The sequence below is a fragment of the Streptomyces sp. NPDC048516 genome (assembly GCF_043199875.1).
In the GTDB taxonomy this organism is placed as follows: domain Bacteria; phylum Actinomycetota; class Actinomycetes; order Streptomycetales; family Streptomycetaceae; genus Streptomyces.
On record NZ_JBICWS010000010.1, the window covers coordinates 139,360 to 158,368 of the forward strand.

The 19,009-nt window shown below is 70.2% G+C and carries 19 protein-coding genes; 3 read left to right on the top strand and 16 right to left on the bottom strand.

Annotation, left to right across the window (positions count from 1 at the left end; all coding sequences use genetic code 11):
* Positions 1-161: 161 nt before the first annotated feature.
* Complete coding sequence (locus ACGFR7_RS21195; protein WP_393321331.1) at positions 162-731, bottom strand: TetR/AcrR family transcriptional regulator; 570 nt, start codon at positions 729-731, stop codon at positions 162-164.
* Between the two features lie 312 nt (positions 732-1,043).
* Positions 1,044-1,802, bottom strand: coding sequence for an enoyl-CoA hydratase (locus tag ACGFR7_RS21200; protein WP_393321333.1), 759 nt, complete (start codon positions 1,800-1,802; stop codon positions 1,044-1,046).
* 85 nt (positions 1,803-1,887) lie between these two features.
* Between ACGFR7_RS21200 and ACGFR7_RS21205 the strand changes: the two genes are divergently transcribed.
* The gene (locus ACGFR7_RS21205; RefSeq protein ID WP_393321336.1) at positions 1,888-2,418 is read left to right on the top strand and encodes a DinB family protein; all 531 of its coding nucleotides are present in this window, start codon (positions 1,888-1,890) and stop codon (positions 2,416-2,418) included.
* Positions 2,419-2,494: 76 nt separating this feature from the next.
* On the opposite strand, the gene ACGFR7_RS21210 is transcribed toward ACGFR7_RS21205, so the two are convergent.
* The 3 genes from ACGFR7_RS21210 to ACGFR7_RS21220 all read right to left on the bottom strand — a co-directional run bounded on the left by ACGFR7_RS21210 (position 2,495) and on the right by ACGFR7_RS21220 (position 4,305).
* Positions 2,495-2,671 carry a hypothetical protein gene (locus tag ACGFR7_RS21210; RefSeq protein WP_393321339.1) on the bottom strand — a complete coding sequence of 59 codons (177 nt, stop codon included), beginning with the start codon at positions 2,669-2,671 and terminating at the stop codon, positions 2,495-2,497.
* Between the two features lie 253 nt (positions 2,672-2,924).
* Positions 2,925-3,752: a nucleotidyltransferase domain-containing protein gene (locus tag ACGFR7_RS21215; protein ID WP_393321342.1), complete on the bottom strand. Its 828-nt coding sequence runs from the start codon at positions 3,750-3,752 to the stop codon at positions 2,925-2,927.
* A gap of 43 nt (positions 3,753-3,795) precedes the next feature.
* Positions 3,796-4,305: an NUDIX domain-containing protein gene (locus ACGFR7_RS21220; RefSeq protein WP_393321344.1), complete on the bottom strand. Its 510-nt coding sequence runs from the start codon at positions 4,303-4,305 to the stop codon at positions 3,796-3,798.
* Between the two features lie 205 nt (positions 4,306-4,510).
* Here ACGFR7_RS21220 and ACGFR7_RS21225 point away from each other — a divergent pair, with 205 nt between their 5' ends.
* Entirely contained in the window at positions 4,511-5,653 is a 1,143-nt protein-coding gene (locus ACGFR7_RS21225; RefSeq protein WP_393321744.1) for a glycerate kinase, read from the top strand.
* Positions 5,654-5,773: 120 nt separating this feature from the next.
* Here ACGFR7_RS21225 and pssA read toward each other — a convergent pair whose 3' ends face one another.
* The 9 genes from pssA to ACGFR7_RS21270 all read right to left on the bottom strand — a co-directional run bounded on the left by pssA (position 5,774) and on the right by ACGFR7_RS21270 (position 16,844).
* Positions 5,774-6,634, bottom strand: a complete 861-nt coding sequence (gene pssA, locus ACGFR7_RS21230; RefSeq protein WP_393321346.1) for a CDP-diacylglycerol--serine O-phosphatidyltransferase — start codon at positions 6,632-6,634, stop codon at positions 5,774-5,776.
* Positions 6,621-7,268: a phosphatidylserine decarboxylase gene (locus ACGFR7_RS21235; RefSeq protein ID WP_093491318.1), complete on the bottom strand. Its 648-nt coding sequence runs from the start codon at positions 7,266-7,268 to the stop codon at positions 6,621-6,623. Before ACGFR7_RS21235 ends, pssA begins: the two co-directional genes overlap by 14 nt.
* Positions 7,269-7,438: 170 nt before the next feature.
* Positions 7,439-8,644 (bottom strand): acyl-CoA dehydrogenase family protein, encoded by a 1,206-nt coding sequence (locus ACGFR7_RS21240; protein WP_086716538.1) that lies wholly within the window; start codon positions 8,642-8,644, stop codon positions 7,439-7,441.
* Between the two features lie 2 nt (positions 8,645-8,646).
* A complete protein-coding gene (locus ACGFR7_RS21245) occupies positions 8,647-9,171 on the bottom strand; it encodes a MaoC family dehydratase (RefSeq protein WP_393321349.1) in 525 nt (174 codons plus the stop codon).
* A gap of 5 nt (positions 9,172-9,176) precedes the next feature.
* Positions 9,177-10,151: an HpcH/HpaI aldolase/citrate lyase family protein gene (locus ACGFR7_RS21250; protein WP_393321352.1), complete on the bottom strand. Its 975-nt coding sequence runs from the start codon at positions 10,149-10,151 to the stop codon at positions 9,177-9,179.
* Complete coding sequence (locus tag ACGFR7_RS21255; protein ID WP_393321355.1) at positions 10,148-12,193, bottom strand: protein meaA; 2,046 nt, start codon at positions 12,191-12,193, stop codon at positions 10,148-10,150. Before ACGFR7_RS21255 ends, ACGFR7_RS21250 begins: the two co-directional genes overlap by 4 nt.
* 39 nt (positions 12,194-12,232) lie before the next feature.
* Complete coding sequence (gene ccrA, locus ACGFR7_RS21260) at positions 12,233-13,570, bottom strand: crotonyl-CoA carboxylase/reductase (RefSeq protein WP_393321358.1); 1,338 nt, start codon at positions 13,568-13,570, stop codon at positions 12,233-12,235.
* A 513-nt stretch (positions 13,571-14,083) separates the two neighbouring features.
* Positions 14,084-14,887: a TetR family transcriptional regulator gene (locus tag ACGFR7_RS21265; protein ID WP_393321360.1), complete on the bottom strand. Its 804-nt coding sequence runs from the start codon at positions 14,885-14,887 to the stop codon at positions 14,084-14,086.
* Positions 14,888-15,023: 136 nt separating this feature from the next.
* Positions 15,024-16,844, bottom strand: coding sequence for a 3-hydroxyacyl-CoA dehydrogenase family protein (locus ACGFR7_RS21270; protein WP_393321363.1), 1,821 nt, complete (start codon positions 16,842-16,844; stop codon positions 15,024-15,026).
* A gap of 386 nt (positions 16,845-17,230) precedes the next feature.
* On the opposite strand from ACGFR7_RS21270, the gene ACGFR7_RS21275 reads away from it, so the two are divergent.
* The gene (locus ACGFR7_RS21275; RefSeq protein WP_393321366.1) at positions 17,231-17,842 is read left to right on the top strand and encodes a HEAT repeat domain-containing protein; all 612 of its coding nucleotides are present in this window, start codon (positions 17,231-17,233) and stop codon (positions 17,840-17,842) included.
* Between the two features lie 296 nt (positions 17,843-18,138).
* Here ACGFR7_RS21275 and ACGFR7_RS21280 read toward each other — a convergent pair whose 3' ends face one another.
* A complete protein-coding gene (locus ACGFR7_RS21280) occupies positions 18,139-18,507 on the bottom strand; it encodes a hypothetical protein (RefSeq protein ID WP_393321368.1) in 369 nt (122 codons plus the stop codon).
* 263 nt (positions 18,508-18,770) lie between these two features.
* The gene (locus ACGFR7_RS21285) at positions 18,771-18,902 is read right to left on the bottom strand and encodes a hypothetical protein (RefSeq protein ID WP_393321371.1); all 132 of its coding nucleotides are present in this window, start codon (positions 18,900-18,902) and stop codon (positions 18,771-18,773) included.
* Between the last annotated feature and the right edge of the window lie 107 nt (positions 18,903-19,009).

Sequence of the window (19,009 nt, forward strand, 5' to 3'; positions counted from 1 at the left end):
TGTGATCAAGATGCCGAAGGCGTGCGGTGTCAGATGCGGTGATGCCTGCGTGCCTGCGTGCCTGCGTGCCTGCGTGCCTGCGTGCTTGTGTGCCTGCGTGCTTGTGTGCCTTCGTGCTTGCGTGCCTTCGCGCTTACGCGTTGAGGCGGTGACGGCGGGGATCAGGGCGCGGGCCAGTTCCGCAGGAGGGCGTCGAGGCGGTCCAGGATCCATGACCAGGTTTCCTGCGAGCCGGGAGCGCTGTGACTGAAACCGCCGGCCGTCTCCAGGCTGATGTAGCCGTGGAAGACGCTGCCCAGCAGCCGGACGGCGTGCGTCTGGTCCGGCTCCGTCAGGTCGTAGCCGCGCAGGATCGCCCGCGTCATCTGCGCATGTCGGGGGCCCGCGCTCGCCGCCGCCGTCTCCGGATCGAGCCGGAGACGCGCCGCGGCGTAGCGGCCGGGGTGCTCCCGGGCGTAGTCGCGGTAGACGTCGGCGAAGGCGGCCAGGGCGTCCTTGCCGGCTCGCCCGGCCAGGGCGGCGGCGACCCGGTCGGCCAGCTCCTCCAGTGCGAGCAGGGCGATCCTGGTCTTGAGGTCCTGGGAATTCTTCAGGTGCGAATACAGGCTCGCGGCCTTGACGTCGAACTGTCTCGCCAGCGCCGAGACGGTCACCTGCTCAAAACCGACCGCATCCGCCAGCTCCGCCCCTGCCTGGACCAGACGTTCCGTGGTGAGTCCTGCCCGTGCCATGGTCTCCCCTTCGCGCACCTTAAGTGACTAAGCTTTTGCCTATAGGTTATAGGTAAATCGGCGATCCGCTCCAACGGGTTCGCGGAACGAAGGCGAGGGCGGGCAACGAGCGTGGCAGCGAGGACGAGCGTGGCGACGACGATGAGCGTGGCAGCGAGGATGAGGGCGGCAGCGAGGATGAGGGCGGAAACAACGGCGAGGGTGTCCAAGGCTGTTCGGTGACGAACAACCCGGACACCCTCGCGCTCCGCACGCTCCGCACGCTCCGCACGCTCCGCGCTCCTCGCACCTCGTGCCGGACCGCGCTCCCGGCTAGCGCTTGAGGAAGTCCTCCATGTAGCGGCCGAATTCCTCGCTGCCCACGGATGACGCCTGCGCCCACGACTCGAAGTCGAGCGAGGTGGGGAAGTCGGACGTCGCAGCGATCCGCACCGACCGCTTGATGTCGGCGTTGAGATCCTTGCTGCGCTTCGCGTACCGAGCGGCCAACTCCGTGGCCTTGGCCTCGGGATCGTCGGCAGGCAGATTGGCCAGGCCCAGTCGTACGGCGTCCTCGGCCTTGATGATGTCGCCCGAGAGCAGTGCCGCGGTGGCGTGGGCGGGACCCATGCGTTCGGTCAGCAGGAAGGAACAGCCACCCCCGGGATGGAGGCCGATTTCGGCGAATGTCGGCCCGAAAGCGGCACGCGGACCGGCGATGACGATGTCGCAGGCAAGGGCGATATTGAGTCCGGCGCCCACGGCCGCGCCCTGGACGGCAGCGATCGTGGGGATCGTGAGTTCACGGAGGCCGAGGAACGAGGCGTAGACCGATTTCAGATGTTCGCGGAGTTCGTGCACCGGCCTGGTGACGTCGCCGAACATGCTCTCCAGGTTCGCTCCCGCGCAGAAGGCCGTGCCGGCACCGGCGACGATCAGGGCGCGCGCGTCCGCGTCGGCCTTGACGGTGGCGATCGCGGTCGAGAGTGCGCCGAGCAGGTCGAGGTCGAGGGCGTTGCGGCGTTCGGGCGCGTTGAGGCGGATGGTGCGGAGCGGGCCATCACTCTCGAGCAGGACAAGTTCTGAGTTCATGGGGCTCAGACTAAAGACGAAGGCACACGAGCCCGAGAGGCGGAAGGTTGGACAGTCCCATTTTCCCGTCCTTAAGATCCTCGTCATGGTGCACAGAATCGAGCCCGCGGCAGAACCCCCGGTGACGCTCACCAGCCCGTACGAACTGCTGACCGGCTACCTCGACTTCTACCGGGACGCGGTGGTGCGCAAGGTGCAGGGAATGTCCGACGAAGAGCTGCGAAACAGCCGGCTCCCCACCGGCTGGGCACCACTGGGCTTGCTCAAGCACCTGGCCTGCGTGGAACTACGCTGGCTGCAATGGGGGTTCCTCGGTGCGGATGTCGAAAATCCCTGGGGTGAATTTCAGGAAAGACCCGGTCCGTGGCACGTGGACTCCGAAGAATCCTTCGAGGAGGTCAAGGAATTCTTCCAGGAACAGTGCGCCCGGTCCCGCGCCATTGTCGCCGGGGCACGTCTGGAGGACCAGGCTGCCACCCTCGGCGGGCGCGTTCCGGCCGAGGAAGACCGGCCGACCCTGATCTGGATCCTCTTCCATCTGCTGCAGGAGTACGCACGGCACGTGGGGCACCTCGACGTCGCACGTGAATTGGCGGACGGAGCTGTTGGCGAATAGGCCGCTGGAAGCGCCCCTGCGGACTCCGGGCCGGCCGGAAGCGTTCTCTGCCCGATCCGGAGTTCGCAGGGCCGGGTCAGCCCATGTTGGCCATGGTCAGGTCGGCCACCACGCACAGGCCGCAGACCTGAGCCACCAGCACACCGGCGGAAACGGCAAGCGCCCCGCCCGTCCTCAACCAGCGTCGCGCCACGACGAACGCAACGCAGGAGACGAGGAGAAGGAAGACGCAGAGCATCACTGCGAAGGTCATGCTGCCCCCCAGGGGCCGGGGCCGGCGAGAAGCCGGCGCGGGAAGGTCTGCCCGGTTCACGCCGCTCCGGGTCGAGTGCCGCTCTCGAAGAGGAAGCGCAACGGCCTCCGGTTGCCTTCCGCGCCCATGCCCGCCGCTCCGTGTCCGCCAGGCGGCGCTCGGATGCGCCTCCCGTGCCCGCGGCCGCGCCCGTGCCGCAGCCGTAACCGTGCCGTGCCCTGCCCTGCCGAGCCGCGCCCGGCCGTCTCCGGCATCAGCCCCCGACCACGCCGGACACGCCGACCACGCCCCGCACCTCGTCCACCAGCTCCGCCGCGGCCTCCAGCGAGCGCTTCAACTCCCTTCCCCCGTGCCCGATGCCGCCGAGCAGAGCGGTGGCCCGGGCACCGAAGCCCGGCGGAGTCTCCGGCATCGCCGCGGCCGCCGCGAGCGCGCCCTTCTCATTGAGACACCAGAGGCGGTGATGGGCGTGCAGCGCCTGGACGAGGTGGCCGACGGCCCGGGACAGACACAGGGCCGCATGCAGCACGTCCCGGGCCCCGGCCGACTTGCCCGCCATCGCCACCGAGAAGCCCGCGTCCCAGACCCCGTCACGGGTCAGGGCCGTGCGCAGGGCCCCGGGATAGGTCCGGGTCTCCTGCCGGAGACGGCCCAGCTCCCCGTCCGTATCGGCGAGCACCCGGCCCAGCGCCACCTCGCCCGGGTAGGCGGGGGACCAGAAGCCGAGGGGGTGACCGGCCTGGACCCCGATCTCGAAGCGGCCCTCGCGGCACTCCTCCCACACCTGCCGCACCCGGTCGGCATCCCGCAGGATCCAGTCCACCTGCCTCCCGTCGGGCAGCACGAGCCAGGCCCCGCCGTTGACCCACGCGCCCCAGGCCCCCGGTCCGTACACCCCGACGGGGGCGCCGGTCACCTCGGCGGCCAGCGCCTCCAGAGTCCCCAGATCCGGCTCGCCCCGGTAGTAGACGCCCAGATCCCAGTCGGAGTCCGGCCGGTGGGTGCCCCGTGCCCGGCTCCCCCCGAGCATCACCCCGACAACTCCCGGCACCTGCGCGACCTTCGCGGCAATCTCATCCATCCCGCCACGCTAGACGAGGCGCCACGGCCGCTGCCCGCTTTATTTACGACGTACCGTCAGCCCCGGCCGGCAGCACGCCGTCCTCCAGCTCCGCCGGTCCGCCGCCGTCCGCGAGGGCCTTCAGAGCGGCGCCGAGCCGCAGGGCCATCCCGCGGTTGACCAGGGTCTGGGCCTCGTCCCAGTGCACCATGCGCCAGGAGAGCAGCTCGTCCTCCTGGACACGGATCGCGGACAGCTGCGCGGCGTCCAGCACTCCGCCGTCGTAGAGGTAGAACACCAGCGGCGGCCGGTCCGTGCTGCGTACCCAGTCGACCGCGAGCAGCGGGCCCGGCTTGATGTCCAGGCCGATCTCCTCGGCGGTCTCACGGCGGGCGGCCTGCCGGGGCGACTCGCCCTGGTCCGACTCGACGGTGCCGCCCGGCAGGATCCAGGTGTCGCGGTAATTGGGCTCCACGAGCAGGAGACGGCCCTCGGCGTCGCGGAAGATGACGCCCGCGCCCGCGAGCACGCGGGGCAGGCCGGCGAGGTAGGTGGCGTAGTCCATGGTGGTCACGGCGCGAGCCTAGACGGAACGGGTCAGGGGCCGGGGCCGGTCCCGCCGATCTTCGCGGCGCACCCCGGGGGCGCTCGGCAGCACCGCGGACCGAAGTGCCCTGGTCGCCGGACCCCTCGCCGGATAAGGTCACAGCGGCGCGACTGCCCGTACGAAAGCAAGGGGAAACACGGTGGCGGACGCAGCAAGGACACCTTCGGCACAGGTGCTGATCGCCGCGGACAAATTCAAGGGCTCGCTCACGGCAGTCCAGGTCGCCGAGCATGTCAGGGCCGGTCTGCGGCGGGTGGTTCCCGGTCTGGAGGTGGCGGCCGTGCCGGTCGCGGACGGCGGCGACGGCACGGTCGCGGCGGCGCTGGCGGCCGGCTTCACCCGCCACCAGGCACGGGTCACCGGCCCGACCGGTGCGCCGGTGACGGCCACCTTCGCGCTGCGCGCGGGGGCACCCTCAGCCGGGGGAGGCACCGCGGTGGTGGAGATGGCGGAGGCCTCCGGGCTCCAGCACCTCCCGGCGGGCGTCTTCGCGCCCCTGACGGCGACCACGTACGGCACCGGCGAACTGCTGCGCGCGGCTCTCGACGCGGGCGCGACCTCGATCGTCTTCGGCGTCGGCGGCAGCGCCACGACCGACGGCGGCGCCGGCATGCTCGCGGCGCTGGGCGCCCGGTTCCTGGACGCGGACGGCGAGCCGGTCGCCCCCGGCGGCGGCCCGCTGCGCGACCTGGCCACGGCCGATCTGTCGGGGCTCGACCCCCGGCTGGCGAAGACCGCGATCGTGCTGGCCAGCGACGTCGACAACCCGCTCACGGGCCCCAAGGGCGCCCCGGCGGTCTACGGCCCGCAGAAGGGCGCGAGCGAGGAGGACGTGGCCACGCTGGACGCCGCGCTGGCGCGCTACGCCGAGGTGCTGGGGCGTGCGGTGGGGCCGAAGGCCGCGGAAGCCGCCCTGGCACCCGGCGCGGGCGCCGCGGGCGGGGTCGGCTACGGCGCGCTGGTCGGCCTGGACGCGGCGTTCCGGCCCGGCATCGACGTGATGCTCGACGTCCTGGGCTTCGCCCCGGCGCTGGCGAAGGCCACCTTCGTCATCACCGGTGAGGGCTCGCTCGACGCCCAGACGCTGCACGGCAAGGCGCCGGCCGGGGTCGCCGCCGCGGCCCGTGCGGCCGGCCTGGACGTGGTCGCGGTCTGCGGCCGGCTCCAGCTGCCGCGGGAAGCGCTCGGCGCGGCCGGCATCCGGCGGGCCTACGCCCTGACGGATCTGGAGCCCGACCCGGCCCGCTGTATGGCCGAGGCGGGCCCGCTGCTGGAGCGGGCGGCGGAGCAGCTGGCGCGGGACTTCCTGGTCTGAGGCGTGGTGCGGCCCGCCGCGGGCCGCACCCACCACAACGCCGCGGGCCCCGGCGAAGAACTCGCTCGGGGCCCGCGGCGTTGTCCGGTTTTTACGTCCGGTTTTTGCGTCCGGGTGGTGCTAGGGGAGCTGTGCGGCGCGGGACTCGGCCCGCGACTCGCGGCGGTTGTCGCGGAAGGTGTTCACCCTCCGGGCCGTCGCGAACAGCGGGATCATCGCGCCCATGACCACCTGCAGGGCGCAGCCGGTCTGCAGCAGCAGCTGGCCGCCGGGGGCGTCCAGCGCCCAGGCCGTGAGCATGCCCATGCTGAGCACGATCCAGCTGAGCATCGCCACCGCGAGCCGCCCCCGCGGCTTGGGGTACTCGACCCGGCTCACCATCAGCCAGGCCACCCCGACGATCGCCAGCAGCGTCGGCACGAACGGCAGCTCCAGCAGCACGATCGCGACGACGGTCAGGGCGCCGAACGGGCCGGGCATGCCCTGGAACATTCCGTCCCGCATCGGCACGCAGGAGAACCGCGCAAGCCGGAGCACCACCGCCAGCAGCACCACGACGGCCGCCACCACGGACACCCGCTGGTTCGCGTCCTGGGCGACCATGCCCCAGGTCACGACGAAGTACGCGGGTGCCAGGCCGAAGCTGATCAGGTCGGAGAGGTTGTCGAGCTCGGCCCCCATCGCCGAGGCCCGCAGCTTGCGCGCCACCATCCCGTCGAAGAGGTCGAAGACCGACGCCAGCAGCATCAGGATCACGGCCATGGCCGCGCTGTGCCGGGCCATGCCGCCGTCATCCGTGCCCGTCAGATGCGGGATCAGCACCCCGGTGGTGGTGAAGTACACGGCCATGAAGCCGCAGATGGCGTTGCCGAGGGTGAGGGTGTCCGCTATCGACAGCCGCGTGGACAGCGGCATGTCGTCCTCGTCCTCGTCGGCCTCGGGCACCCAGCCCGCCTGTGTCTCGGGATCAATCACGGTCAAGACGAGTCACCCCCGCGGTGGTCGCCTGGCCGACCTCGACCGCCACCTCGACGCCCTCCGGGAGGTAGACGTCGACGCGCGAGCCGAAGCGGATCAGTCCGATCCGCTCACCCTGCTCGACCTTCGTGCCCTGGGGCACGTAAGGGACGATACGGCGCGCCACCGCGCCGGCGATCTGCACCATCTCGATGTCGCCGAGCTCGGTGTCGAAGTGCCAGACGACCCGCTCGTTGTTCTCGCTCTCCTTGTTGAACGCCGGGACGAACCCGCCGGGGATGTGCTCCACGGACGTCACCGTGCCGGCCAGCGGCGCACGGTTGACGTGGACGTTCAGCGGGCTCATGAAGATCGCGACGCGGGTGCGCCCGTCCTTCCACGGCATGATGCTCTGCACCACGCCGTCAGCCGGAGAGATGACCCGGCCCTGAGCGATCTCCCGCTCGGGGTCGCGGAAAAACCACAGCATGCCCGCCGCCAGTGCGGTGGTGGGCACGGCAACGGCGGCCCAGCGACCCGACCGGCGGGACCGGGCGAGGCTGACCGCTGCCGTGGCAACGGTCGGCAGGAGCCACGGCGACGCTCCGCGCGCGAGGCGGACGCTACCGCGTTGTGCAGAGGATTGGCTGTGGGGCATGGATGACCTTCGTAGCGGAGGATGCCGCGTTTGGATACGGGGGACGGCGGCTTTCCGGGGATGCTATCGGTTACGAGCGGCAACTGGCCAAGAGCCAGAGCCAATCCGTGGCCGAAGAACGATGACGGGGTGTGATCTTCGTCTAGGCCAAAGCAGCCCAAACGGGATGTTCACCCCTGGATCCGGTACTCCTCCAGTAGCCGTCGCCCGATGATCATTTTCTGGATCTCGGCGGTTCCTTCGCCGATCAGGAGCATCGGGGCCTCGCGGTAGAGCCGCTCGATCTCGTACTCCTTGGAGAAGCCGTAGCCGCCGTGGATGCGGAAAGCGTCTTCCACTACCTCCTTGCAGTACTCGGAGGCCAGGTACTTCGCCATGCCCGCCTCAAGGTCGTTTCGCTGGCCCGAGTCCTTTTTGCGAGCGGCATTAACCATCATCGCATGCGCCGCTTCGACCTTTGTCGCCATTTCCGCCAGTTTGAACTGGATGGCCTGGTGCTGCGCGATCGGCTTGCCGAAGGTGTGCCGCTGCTGGGCGTACGAAACACCCAGTTCGAAGGCGCGCTGGGCGACACCGCAGCCGCGGGCGGCCACGTTGACCCGGCCGACCTCGACGCCGTCCATCATGTGATAGAAGCCACGTCCGGTCTCGCCGCCGAGCACCCGATCGGCCGGGATCCGCAGCCCGTCCATGATCAGCTCGGTGGTGTCGACGCCCTTGTAGCCCATCTTGTCGATCTTGCCCGGAATGGTCAGGCCGGGGCGCACCTCACCGAAGCCGGCCTCCTTCTCCACGAGGAAGGTCGTCATCGACTTGTGCGGGGCGGTGCCCTCGGGGTGGCCCTCGTCCGTCCGGCACAGCACCGCGACGAGCGTGGACGAACCACCGTTGGTGAGCCACATCTTCTGCCCGTTGAGGACGTATTCGTCGCCGTCGCGGACGCCCTTGGACGAAATCGCCGAGACGTCCGAACCCAGGGCCGGCTCCGACATCGAGAAGGCGCCGCGGATTTCACCGGCCGCCATCTTCGGCAGGAAGTAGTCCTTCTGCTCCTGCGTGCCGTGCTGCTTGAGCATGTACGCCACGATGAAGTGGGTGTTGATGATGCCCGAGACGCTCATCCAGCCGCGGGCGATCTCCTCGACCGTCAGTGCGTAGGTGAGCAGGGACTCACCCAGCCCGCCGTACTCCTCGGGGATCATCAGGCCGAACACGCCGAGTTCCTTCAGGCCCTCGACGATCTGCGACGGGTACTCGTCGCGGTGCTCCAGTTCCGTGGCGACCGGAATGATCTCCTTGTCCACGAAGTCGCGGACGGTGGAGAGGATTTCCCGCTGGATGTCGGTCAGGCCCTCGGTCTGCGCGAGACGGGTCATGGCTACTTCTCCTTCTTGGCCATAGGGGCCTGCAGCTCCGGGCGGCCGGGCTGCTCGCCGCCGCGCTCCTTGATGTAGGTGGCCGTGGGGACCATGACCTTGCGCCGGAAGACGCAGACCAGGGTGCCGTCCTGCTTGTAGCCCTTGGTCTCGACGTACACGATGCCGCGGTCCGTCTTGGAGCGCGAGGGCGTCTTGTCCAGCACGGTCGTCTCGCCGTAGATCGTGTCGCCGTGGAAGGTCGGCGCCACATGCTTCAGCGACTCGATCTCCAGGTTGGCGATGGCCTTTCCGGAGACGTCGGGCACCGACATGCCCAGCAGCAGCGAGTAGATGTAGTTGCCGACGACGACGTTCTTGCCGAAGTCGGTGGTCCGCTCCGCGTAGTTGCTGTCCATGTGCAGCGGGTGATGGTTCATCGTGAGCAGACAGAAGAGGTGGTCGTCGTACTCGGTGACGGTCTTTCCGGGCCAGTGCTTGTACACATCGCCGACGGTGAACTCTTCATAGGTACGGCCGAACTGCATGGTGCTTATGCCTCCGGGGCCTCGAACTTGGATGTGCGGGTCATGCCGGCGGCCCGGCCCTTGCCGGCGACGACCAGGGCCATCTTCCGGCTCGCCTCGTCGATCATCTCGTCGCCGAGCATCGCGGAACCCTTGGCGCCGCCCGCCTCCGAGGTGTGCCACTCGTAGGCGTCCAGGATCAGCTCGGCGTGGTCGTAGTCCTCCTGGGAGGGGGAGAACACCTCGTTGGCGGCCTCGACCTGGCCCGGGTGCAGCACCCACTTGCCGTCGAAACCGAGGGCGGCGGCGCGGCCGGCGACCTCGCGATAACCGTCGACATTCTTGATCTGAAGGTACGGGCCGTCGATCGCCTGCAGATCGTAGGTACGGGCCGCCATCAGAATGCGCATCAGGATGTAGTGATAGGCATCCGCCCCATAGCCGGGCGGCTGCTCGCCGACCACCAGGGACTTCATGTTGATGGAGGCCATGAAGTCGGCCGGGCCGAAGATGATGGTCTCCAGGCGCGGCGAGGCGCCGGCGATCTCATCGACGTTCACCAGGCCCTTGGCGTTCTCGATCTGCGCCTCGATGCCGATCCTGCCGGCCTCGAAGCCCATGGTCTTCTCGATCTGCGTCAGCAGCAGGTCCAGCGCCACCACCTGCTGGGCGTCCTGGACCTTCGGCAGCATGATGCAGTCGAGGTTCTGACCGGCGCCCTCGACGACCGTGATGACGTCCCGGTACGTCCAGTGCGTCGTCCAGTCGTTGACCCGTACGACCCGGGTCTTGCCCGTCCAGTCGCCCTGGTTCAGCGCCTCGACGATGTGGTGGCGGGCGCCCTCCTTGGCGAGCGGCGCGCAGGCGTCCTCCAGGTCCAGGAAGACCTGGTCGGCCGGGAGGCCCTGGGCCTTCTCCAGAAAGCGGGGGTTGCTGCCGGGGACCGCGAGGCAGGAGCGGCGCGGGCGCAGCCGGGACACCGGGGGTGCGGCCTGGGTCATGCGGGGACCTCCAGGGGGTCGAGCTGGTTCGCTTTCCGGATCTCGTCGACGATACGGCCGATGATCTCCGTAATACCGAAGTCCTTGGGGGTGAACACGGCCGCCACTCCGGCTTCCCGGAGCGCTGCCGCATCGGCGGAGGGGATGATGCCGCCGACGATGACCGGCATAGGGGCATCTCCCGGGCCGTGAGGCCCAGGGGAAGCGTCGACGCCGGTGCGCCGCAGCCGGGCCAGGACGTCCGGGACCAGCTCGGCGTGCGAGCCGGACAGGATCGACAGGCCCACGCAGTGCACGTCCTCGGCGACCGCGGCCGAGACGATCTGCTCCGGGGTCAGCCGGATGCCCTGGTAGATCACCTCGAAGCCGGCGTCACGGGCCCGTACGGCGATCTGCTCGGCGCCGTTGCTGTGGCCGTCCAGGCCGGGCTTGCCGACCAGCAGCCGCAGCTTTCCGCTGCCGAGTTCGGCGGCGGTCTTGGCGACCTTCTCGCGGACCGCGGCGAGCGGGCTGCCCTCCTCGGCGGCGACCGCCAGGGGAGCGCTGGAGACGCCCGTGGGGGCCCGGAACTCGCCGAAGACGTCCCGCAGCGCCCACGCCCACTCGCCGGTCGTCACCCCGGCACGGGCGCACTCCACGGTGGCCGCGAAGAGGTTGCCGTCACCGGCCGCGGTCTTCTTCAGCACCGACAGCGCGTCCTGGGCGCGCGCCTCGTCGCGGTTGTCCCGCCAGTCGTGCAGCGCCCGGACGACGCGTGCCTCGTTGGCCGGGTCGACGGTCATGATGGCGGTGTCGAGGTCCGCGGTGAGCGGGTTGGGCTCGGTGCCCTCGAAGCAGTTGACGCCGACGATCTTCTCCTCGCCGGCCTCGATCCGGGCCCGCCGCTCGGCGTGCGCGGTGACCAGCTGCGACTTGAGGTAGCCGGACTCCACCGCGGCCATCGCGCCGCCCATCTCCTGGATCCGCTCGATCTCGGCGAGGCAGTCGGTGACCAGGGCGTCCACCTTGGCCTCGATGACATGCGAGCCGGCGAAGATGTCCTCGTATTCGAGGAGGTCGCTCTCGTGGGCGAGGACCTGCTGGATGCGCAGGGACCACTGCTGGTCCCAGGGCCGCGGCAGCCCCAGGGCCTCGTTCCAGGCCGGGAGCTGGACGGCCCGGGCGCGGGCGTCCTTGGAGAGCGTGACGGCCAGCATCTCCAGGACGATCCGCTGGACGTTGTTCTCCGGCTGCGCCTCGGTCAGGCCGAGCGAGTTGACCTGGACGCCGTAGCGGAACCGGCGCTGCTTCTCGTTCTCGATGCCGTAGCGCTCACGGGTGATCTTGTCCCAGATGCGGCCGAAGGCGCGCATCTTGCACATCTCCTCGACGAACCGGACGCCGGCGTTCACGAAGAACGAGATACGGGCCACGACATCACCGAACTTCTCCGGCGGTACCTGCCCGGAGTCCCGCACCGCGTCCAGCACCGCGATCGCGGTGGACATCGCGTACGCGATCTCCTGGACCGGCGTGGCGCCCGCCTCCTGCAGGTGGTAGCTGCAGATGTTGATCGGGTTCCACTTGGGGATGTGCGCCACCGTGTACGTGATCATGTCGGTGGTCAGCCGGAGCGAGGGTCCCGGCGGGAAGACGTGCGTCCCGCGCGAGAGGTACTCCTTGACGATGTCGTTCTGCGTCGTCCCCGACAGCTTGGAGATGTCGGCGCCCTGCTCCTCGGCGACCACCTCGTACAGCGCCAGCAGCCACATGGCCGTCGCGTTGATGGTCATCGAGGTGTTCATCTGGTCCAGGGGTATGTCCTGGAACAGCCGTCGCATGTCGCCGAGGTGGGACACCGGGACCCCGACCCGTCCGACCTCGCCGCGGGCGAGGATGTGGTCGGGGTCGTAACCGGTCTGCGTCGGGAGGTCGAACGCGACCGACAGACCCGTCTGGCCCTTGGCGAGATTACGCCGGTACAGCTCGTTGGACGCCTCGGCGGTGGAGTGGCCGGCGTAGGTCCGCATCAGCCACGGACGATCCTTCTGACGCTCAGTCATATCAGGCCCGTATCTTCGTGGTCCGGAGTCCGAGTTGCCTCAGACGTTCCGGAACCGGTTGATGGCGTCGAGGTGCTTGGCGCGCATTTCTTCGTCGCGCACGCCCATCCCCTCCTCGGGGGCCAGTGCCAGCACGCCGACCTTGCCCTGGTGGAGGTTGCGGTGCACGTCGTACGCCGCCTGTCCGGTCTCCTCGAGGCTGTACGTCTTCGACAGCGTCGGGTGGATCTTGCCCTTGGCGATCAGGCGGTTGGCCTCCCACGCCTCGCGGTAGTTGGCGAAGTGCGAGCCGACGATCCGCTTCAGCGACATCCACAGGTAGCGGTTGTCGTACTCGTGGTTGTAGCCCGAGGTGGAGGCGCAGGTGACGATGGTGCCGCCCTTGCGGGTGACGTAGACGGACGCGCCGAAGGTCTCCCGGCCGGGGTGCTCGAAGACGATGTCCACGTCCTCGCCGCCGGTCAGCTCGCGGATGCGCTTGCCGAAGCGCTTCCACTCCTTGGGGTCCTGGGTGTGCTCGTCCTTCCAGAACTTGTAGCCCTCGGCGTTGCGGTCGATGATCGCCTCGGCGCCCATCTTCCGGCAGATCTCGGCCTTCTGGTCGGAGGAGACCACGCAGATCGGGTTGGCGCCGCCGGCCAGCGCGAACTGGGTGGCGTAGCTGCCGAGTCCGCCGCTGGCGCCCCAGATCAGGACGTTGTCGCCCTGCTTCATCGCCGCGCCGTTCTGCGAGACGAGCTGGCGGTAGGCGGTCGAGTTGACCAGACCGGGCGACGCCGCCTCCTCCCAGCTCAGGTGCTTCGGCTTGGGCATCAGCTGGTTGGACTTGACCAGCGCGATCTCGGCGAGGCCGCCGAAGTTGGTCTCGAAGCCCCAGATCCGCTGCTCGGGGTCGAGCATGGTGTCGTTGTGGCCGTCGGAGGACTCCAGCTCGACGGACAGGCAGTGCGCCACGACCTCGTCGCCGGGGCCCCAGGCGTTGACGCCCGGCCCGGTGCGCAGGACCACGCCCGCGAGGTCGGAGCCGATGACGTGGTACGGCAGGTCGTGCCGCTTGGTGAGCGGGGAGAGCCTGCCGTAGCGCTCCAGGAATCCGAACGTCGAAACGGGCTCGAAGATCGAGGTCCACACGGAGTTGTAGTTGACGGAGGAGGCCATCACGGCCACCAGCGCCTCGCCCGGGCCCAGCTCGGGCACCGGCACCTCGTCGACGTGCAGTGACTTGCGGGGGTCCTTCACCTTGCTTTCGAGGCCGGCGAACATCTCGGCCTCGTCCTTGTGCACGGTCACCGCGCGGTAGGACTCGGGGATGGTCAGGCCGGCGAAGTCGGCGCCGGTGGTGTCAGGCGCGAGGATTGCGTCCAGGATTTCGTTCACGGTGTGCCTCCGGCGAAGTCCGTTGGGAACGGCTTGAGGGAACGTCGGGGGTGGTGCGGAGGTGGTGCCGTCGGTTCGGCCGGGGTGGCGCCGCTTCCGTCGCCTCTGCGGGGGTCGCAGAGCCGTCGGCCGCGGTGCCTGGCAGCGCTTGGTGAGCGCGGTGCCCAGCAGCAGCTGGGAAGTGCCTGTGACGCAGGCATCCGGGCGGACAGCCGCATAGGGCTGGTGGGACAGCCGGCGTGCGTGGGTTCGCAGCACGCCGGCCGCCCGGACACCCTCAACGTATGACACCGCGTGCCAGTCGACAAGACACTGAGTGCCAAGAATTTCTCTCAGATGTCATCCGGACGGCACGCATGAGCAAAAGAGGCCCGCTGGGGGGCCTCTCGGTGACGCAAAGGAATGCGATGGATGCGCAGAGTGCGCAGGGGGCGCGTTACGCCATCCGTGTCGCGGCCCGGTCGGTCCAAGGGCGCCGGGCCGCGTTCTTGTCGGGTTCCGGCCGGACGGCCGTCACTGGTGTTCTTTGATCGCCTTGCGGATGGTGCGCATGACCTCGTCCAGCGGGGCGTCCGTGCGGGCCACCGCGACCAGCACCTCACCCTCTCGCGAGACGGCCGCCGGGGGGTTCTCCCCGCTGCCGGTGCGGCCCGCGCCGATGCCGGCGCCGAAGGTCTCCCGGACGATCTCGAAGGCATGGTCGAGCTGGGCCTCGACATCGCCCTGGGCGCCGGCCCGCAGCCAGCGCCGCAGTACATGGTTGTGCGCGGTGACCACGGCGGACGCCGCGACCTCGGCGAGCAGCGGGTCGTCGTCGCCCTCGCGGTGGGCACCCTCGTCGAAGTGGCCCAGGAGATAGCGGGTGAACAGCCGCTCGTAGCGGGCCACCGAAGCGATCTCGGCCTCCCGCAGGGTGGGGACCTCGCGGGTCAGGCGGTAGCGGGCCACCGACACGGCCGGGGAGGCCGCGTACATCCGCATGACCTCCTTGATGCCGCGGCAGACCGTGTCCAGGGGGTTCTCGTGCGGGGGAGCGGCGTCCAGGACGGCCTCCGCGCGGACGAGGGTGTCGTCGTGGTCGGGGAAGATCGCCTCTTCCTTGGAGCGGAAGTGGCGGAAGAAGGTCCGCCGCGCGACGCCCGCGGCGGCCGCGATCTCGTCGACCGTCGTCGCCTCGTAGCCCTTGGTCGCAAACAGCTCCATCGCCGCCGACGACAATTCACGGCGCATTTTGAGCCGTTGCGCGGCCGCCCGGCGGGTACCGGGAGTGGCGTTGTCGGGGGTGTCGGAGGGGTGCGTACGAGCGGGCTGGGACATGTGGGGACGGTACTGCATATTTACGCGACCTGCGGCATGAGGTACAGCCTGTGCCCCCGTGAGCGGGGGTGGGCCGCCGTCCGGTTCCAGCAGTCCACCCCACCCTCCCCCGGCCGGGCCGGGGTGCCGCCACGCGTCAGCGCCGGGCGTACTCACGGAAGCCGCGGCCGGTCTTGCGGCCGAGGCAGCCCGCGGCGACGAGGTGCTCCAGCAGCGGCGCCGGGGCCAGCCCGGGGTCGCGGAACTCGGCGTGCAGCACCTTCTCGATGGCCAGGGAGACGTCCAGGCCGACCACGTCGAGGAGTTCGAACGGGCCCATCGGGTAGCCGCCGCCGAGCTTCATGGCGGCGTCGATGTCGTCCAGCGTCGCGTAGTGCTCCTCGACCATCTTGATCGCGTTGTTCAAGTACGGGAACAGCAGCGCGTTCACGATGAACCCGGCCCGGTCGCCGCAGTCCACCGGGTGCTTGCGGACCTTGGCGCAGACCGCCCGCACGGTGGCGTGGACATCGTCGGCCGTCAGGACCGTACGCACCACCTCCACCAGCTTCATGGCGGGCGCCGGGTTGAAGAAGTGCATCCCGATGACGTCCTGCGGGCGCGAGGTGGCGCGGGCGCAGGCCACGACCGGCAGCGAGGAGGTGGTGGTGGCCAGGACGGCGCCCGGCTTGCAGACCTTGTCCAGGGTCTTGAACAGCTCCTGCTTGACCGCCAGGTCCTCGGCCACCGCCTCGACCGCGAGGTCCACGTCCGCGAACGCGTCCAGCGACCCGGCCGGGGTGATCGCGGCCAGCGCGGTGTCCCGGTCCTCGGCGCTCATCCGGCCCTTGTCCACGGAGCGGCCCAGCGACTTGGCGATCCTGGCCTTGGCCTTCTCCGCCTTCTCCAGGCTGCGGGCGGCCAGCACGACCTTGAAGCCCGCCTTGGCGAAGACCTCGGCGATACCGCTGGCCATCGTCCCGGAGCCGGCCACGCCGACGCCGGCGACGGTCCGCCCGCCGGCGAGCTCGTCGGCGGCCGACGGGCTCTCCGCGTCCGGCACGGCGGTGGGGCTGCCCGGGGCCTCGTACGTGTAGAAGCCGCGGCCCGCCTTGCGGCCGGTCAGCCCCGCCTCGGCGAGCTGGCCCAGGATCGGCGCGGGGGCGTGCAGCCGGTCCTGGGACTCGGCGTACATCGCCTCCAGGACCGTCCGCGCGGTGTCCACGCCGATCAGGTCCAGCAGCGCCAGCGGGCCCATGGGCAGGCCGCAGCCCAGCCGCATCGCGGCGTCGATGTCCTCGCGGGTGGCGTACTTGGACTCGTACATCGCCGCGGCCTGGTTCAGGTAGCCGAACAGCAGGCCGTCGGCGACGAAACCGGGGCGGTCACCCACCGCGATCGGGTCCTTGCCCAGGGCGTGCGCCAGCTCCGTGACGGCCGCGACCGCGGTCGGCGCGGTGAGCACGGAGGAGACCACCTCGACCAGCTTCATGGCCGGTGCGGGGTTGAAGAAGTGCACCCCGAGCACCCGCTCGGGGCGCTGCGAATCGGCGGCGAGCCGGGTCACGGACAGGGCGTTCGTGCCGGTGGCCAGGATGGTGTCCGGGCGGACCACGGCGTCGAGTCCGGCGAAGACCTGCCGCTTGAGCTCGTAGTCCTCGGGCACGACCTCGATGACGAGGTCGGCGTCCGCGGCGGCCTGCAGGTCGGTGAAGGTGCGGAACCGGGCCAGGATGTCCTGCCGCTCCCGCTCGGTGATCCGCTCGCGCTGCACGGCGCGGGCGGTGGCGGCCTCGAGGGCCGTGACGGCGTGCCGGGCCGCGGCCTCGTCGGTGTCGATACCGATGACCTCGCGGCCGGCCCGGGTCAGCACCTCGGCGATACCGGTACCCATGGTGCCCAGGCCGACGATGGCGACGGTGGAAAGGGACAGGGGGGAGGCTTCAGTTGAGAGATCAGGGGTGGACTGAGGGCCCATCGCGAGACTCCTGAGGGTGTTCCCCTGACAACAGGGGAGAAGTGACGACTGAGGGGTATCCGCGCGGTGTGAGACCTGCACTGCACAGCGGCGGAACGGCTGCGGAGAGCCGCGGGAGCCGCAGCGCTGCGGGAGCACCGGCGGTGCGGGAGATACGGCGCGCCCTGTCCCGGGGCCGTGCCGTGTTCTCCGTACTGATGTCGTGCTGTACCGAACCGACTTCACTCTGTGGCGGCTGCGTCACCAGGCCGCCCGAGCAGTGGTGCTGCTCGTTCCAGCAGGTTAACCGGTGAGTAACCAGAGCGCCAGGGGTAGCGAGGGTCATTAGGCTGTGGTGCAGACCACGTCGCGGGAACCGGGGCGTCCCGGCGGGAGGGGATCGGCAAATGGAAGAGGAATTCCACGAGTTGACGGACCGGGTGCGGGCCGAACTCCGCTCCCCGCAGGATCTGGTCGCTTACGAACGGCTGCTGGGGCTGGCCCGCAAGAACACTCCGGCCGGGCGGGAGGAACTGGCCCGGATGCTGGTCGCCGTCGAACGTCCGCTGTGGGCCAGGGAGGTCGCCGCCTTCATCCTGGGCTGCGCCGGCGACAAGCGGGCCTTCGAGACGCTGGTCCTGCTGCTGAACTACCGCGACCCGGTGCGCTGCGCCACCGCCGCACACGCCCTGGCCCGCCTCGGCGACCCCCGTACCGCCCGTGCGGCGGCCGCGCTCGCCACCAACCCGCTGCGCACCGCCTACGCCCTGCACCCGGTCCGGCTGCTCTCCGAACTCCGCGCACCGCAGTCCGTACCCGCGCTGATCGCGACCCTGGAGCGGCTGCTGACCCCGCACAACCCCTACTGGCGCGTGGCGCTCGCCTGTGTCGAGGGCCTGGGCGCGCTGGGCGACCGTCGGGCGGTGCCCGCGCTCACCACAGCTGTCGCCCACCCCCGGCTGGCGGCCGCGGCGGCCGCCTCACTGGCGCGGCTGGGGGTGCACGAGGTGCCGGGGTAGTGCGGCGGCGGGGCCACGGGAGACGAGCCGCCCGGGACGGGGGAGCGGACTGGGGCCGCCGGGACCCCGGCGCGACGCCGGTCCCGGTCATCGCCCGTATCCGTACGGGGTGCGGCGGCTGCTCGTGCCGGGATCGCGGGCGGCCGCAGCCGTGGACTGCCGTGCCTCGGCCCCGGGCCCACGACAGTGGTCCCGGGGCCGAGGCGTACCGTGGCCCGGCAGCGGTCGGACACCGGTGCGCGGGCGTCAGTGGGCAGCGGTCGGGTGCTGTTCCGGCCGCAACCGGCGCACCCGGTTCAGCACTTGACGACCTTGTCGAGCTTGGCCGGCCACGACCAGGACCACCAGTGCGAGCCGCCCTTCGGGAGCTTCTTGCACCCGAAGTCCCGGTGGCTGTGCAGGATCACCTTCACCTTGACGGAGTGACCGCAGTGGTTCTTCATCCACAGGTGATCGGTGTAGCCCGAAGTCTTGAGCTTCGCACCCTTCTTCGCGCACTTCGGCACACGCACGAAATCGATGCGCGACTTCACGTGTGCCTGCCGGCTCACGACGGGCTGCGTGGTGGCCTGCGTGTCGCGGTCGGAGGCATCGGCCGGGAGGGCCGTGCCCAGAGCCAGCGTGCCGGCAGCCATCGTCAGGACGATCGCTCGTGGCTGAGCCATGATTCAACTCCTTTCGGTGGGAACGTCATGCACTCCACGCGCGGACCGGCGCAACCGGCGGGCCCCTGGACATGGCGAGCCCTGGCCTGCCGACTGTGCTGTGGAGCTTGCGAGGCAGGTGACGTCCCTCTTGTCGGGTGAACGGTTCGAAGGCGCCTGACCGGCCGTTGGACACGGCAGGCCGGAGTTCCCGGCATTCCGGCCAGGAGCCCCCGAGGGCGGACTCGGCGCCGTGGCACATACCTGCACGGCCCGGGGCGTCCTCAGGTCTGGTTGCGGTCGGGCGGGGCCGCGGGGGAGGCGGGAGCTTCGGCGGCGGACGTGGTGAGGGCCGGGCCGATGAGCGGCACCGCCGCCACGGCGGTGGCGCTCGCGGCATGACTGAACTTGTGCATGGAAACCTCTCATTCTGGCGCCTGGTGCAGCCGGGACGCCCGATGCGCAGAGTGGATGCGGGGGCGGTCACGGGTGGTGAGGGGTGACCGTGGGCCCGTGGGCCCGA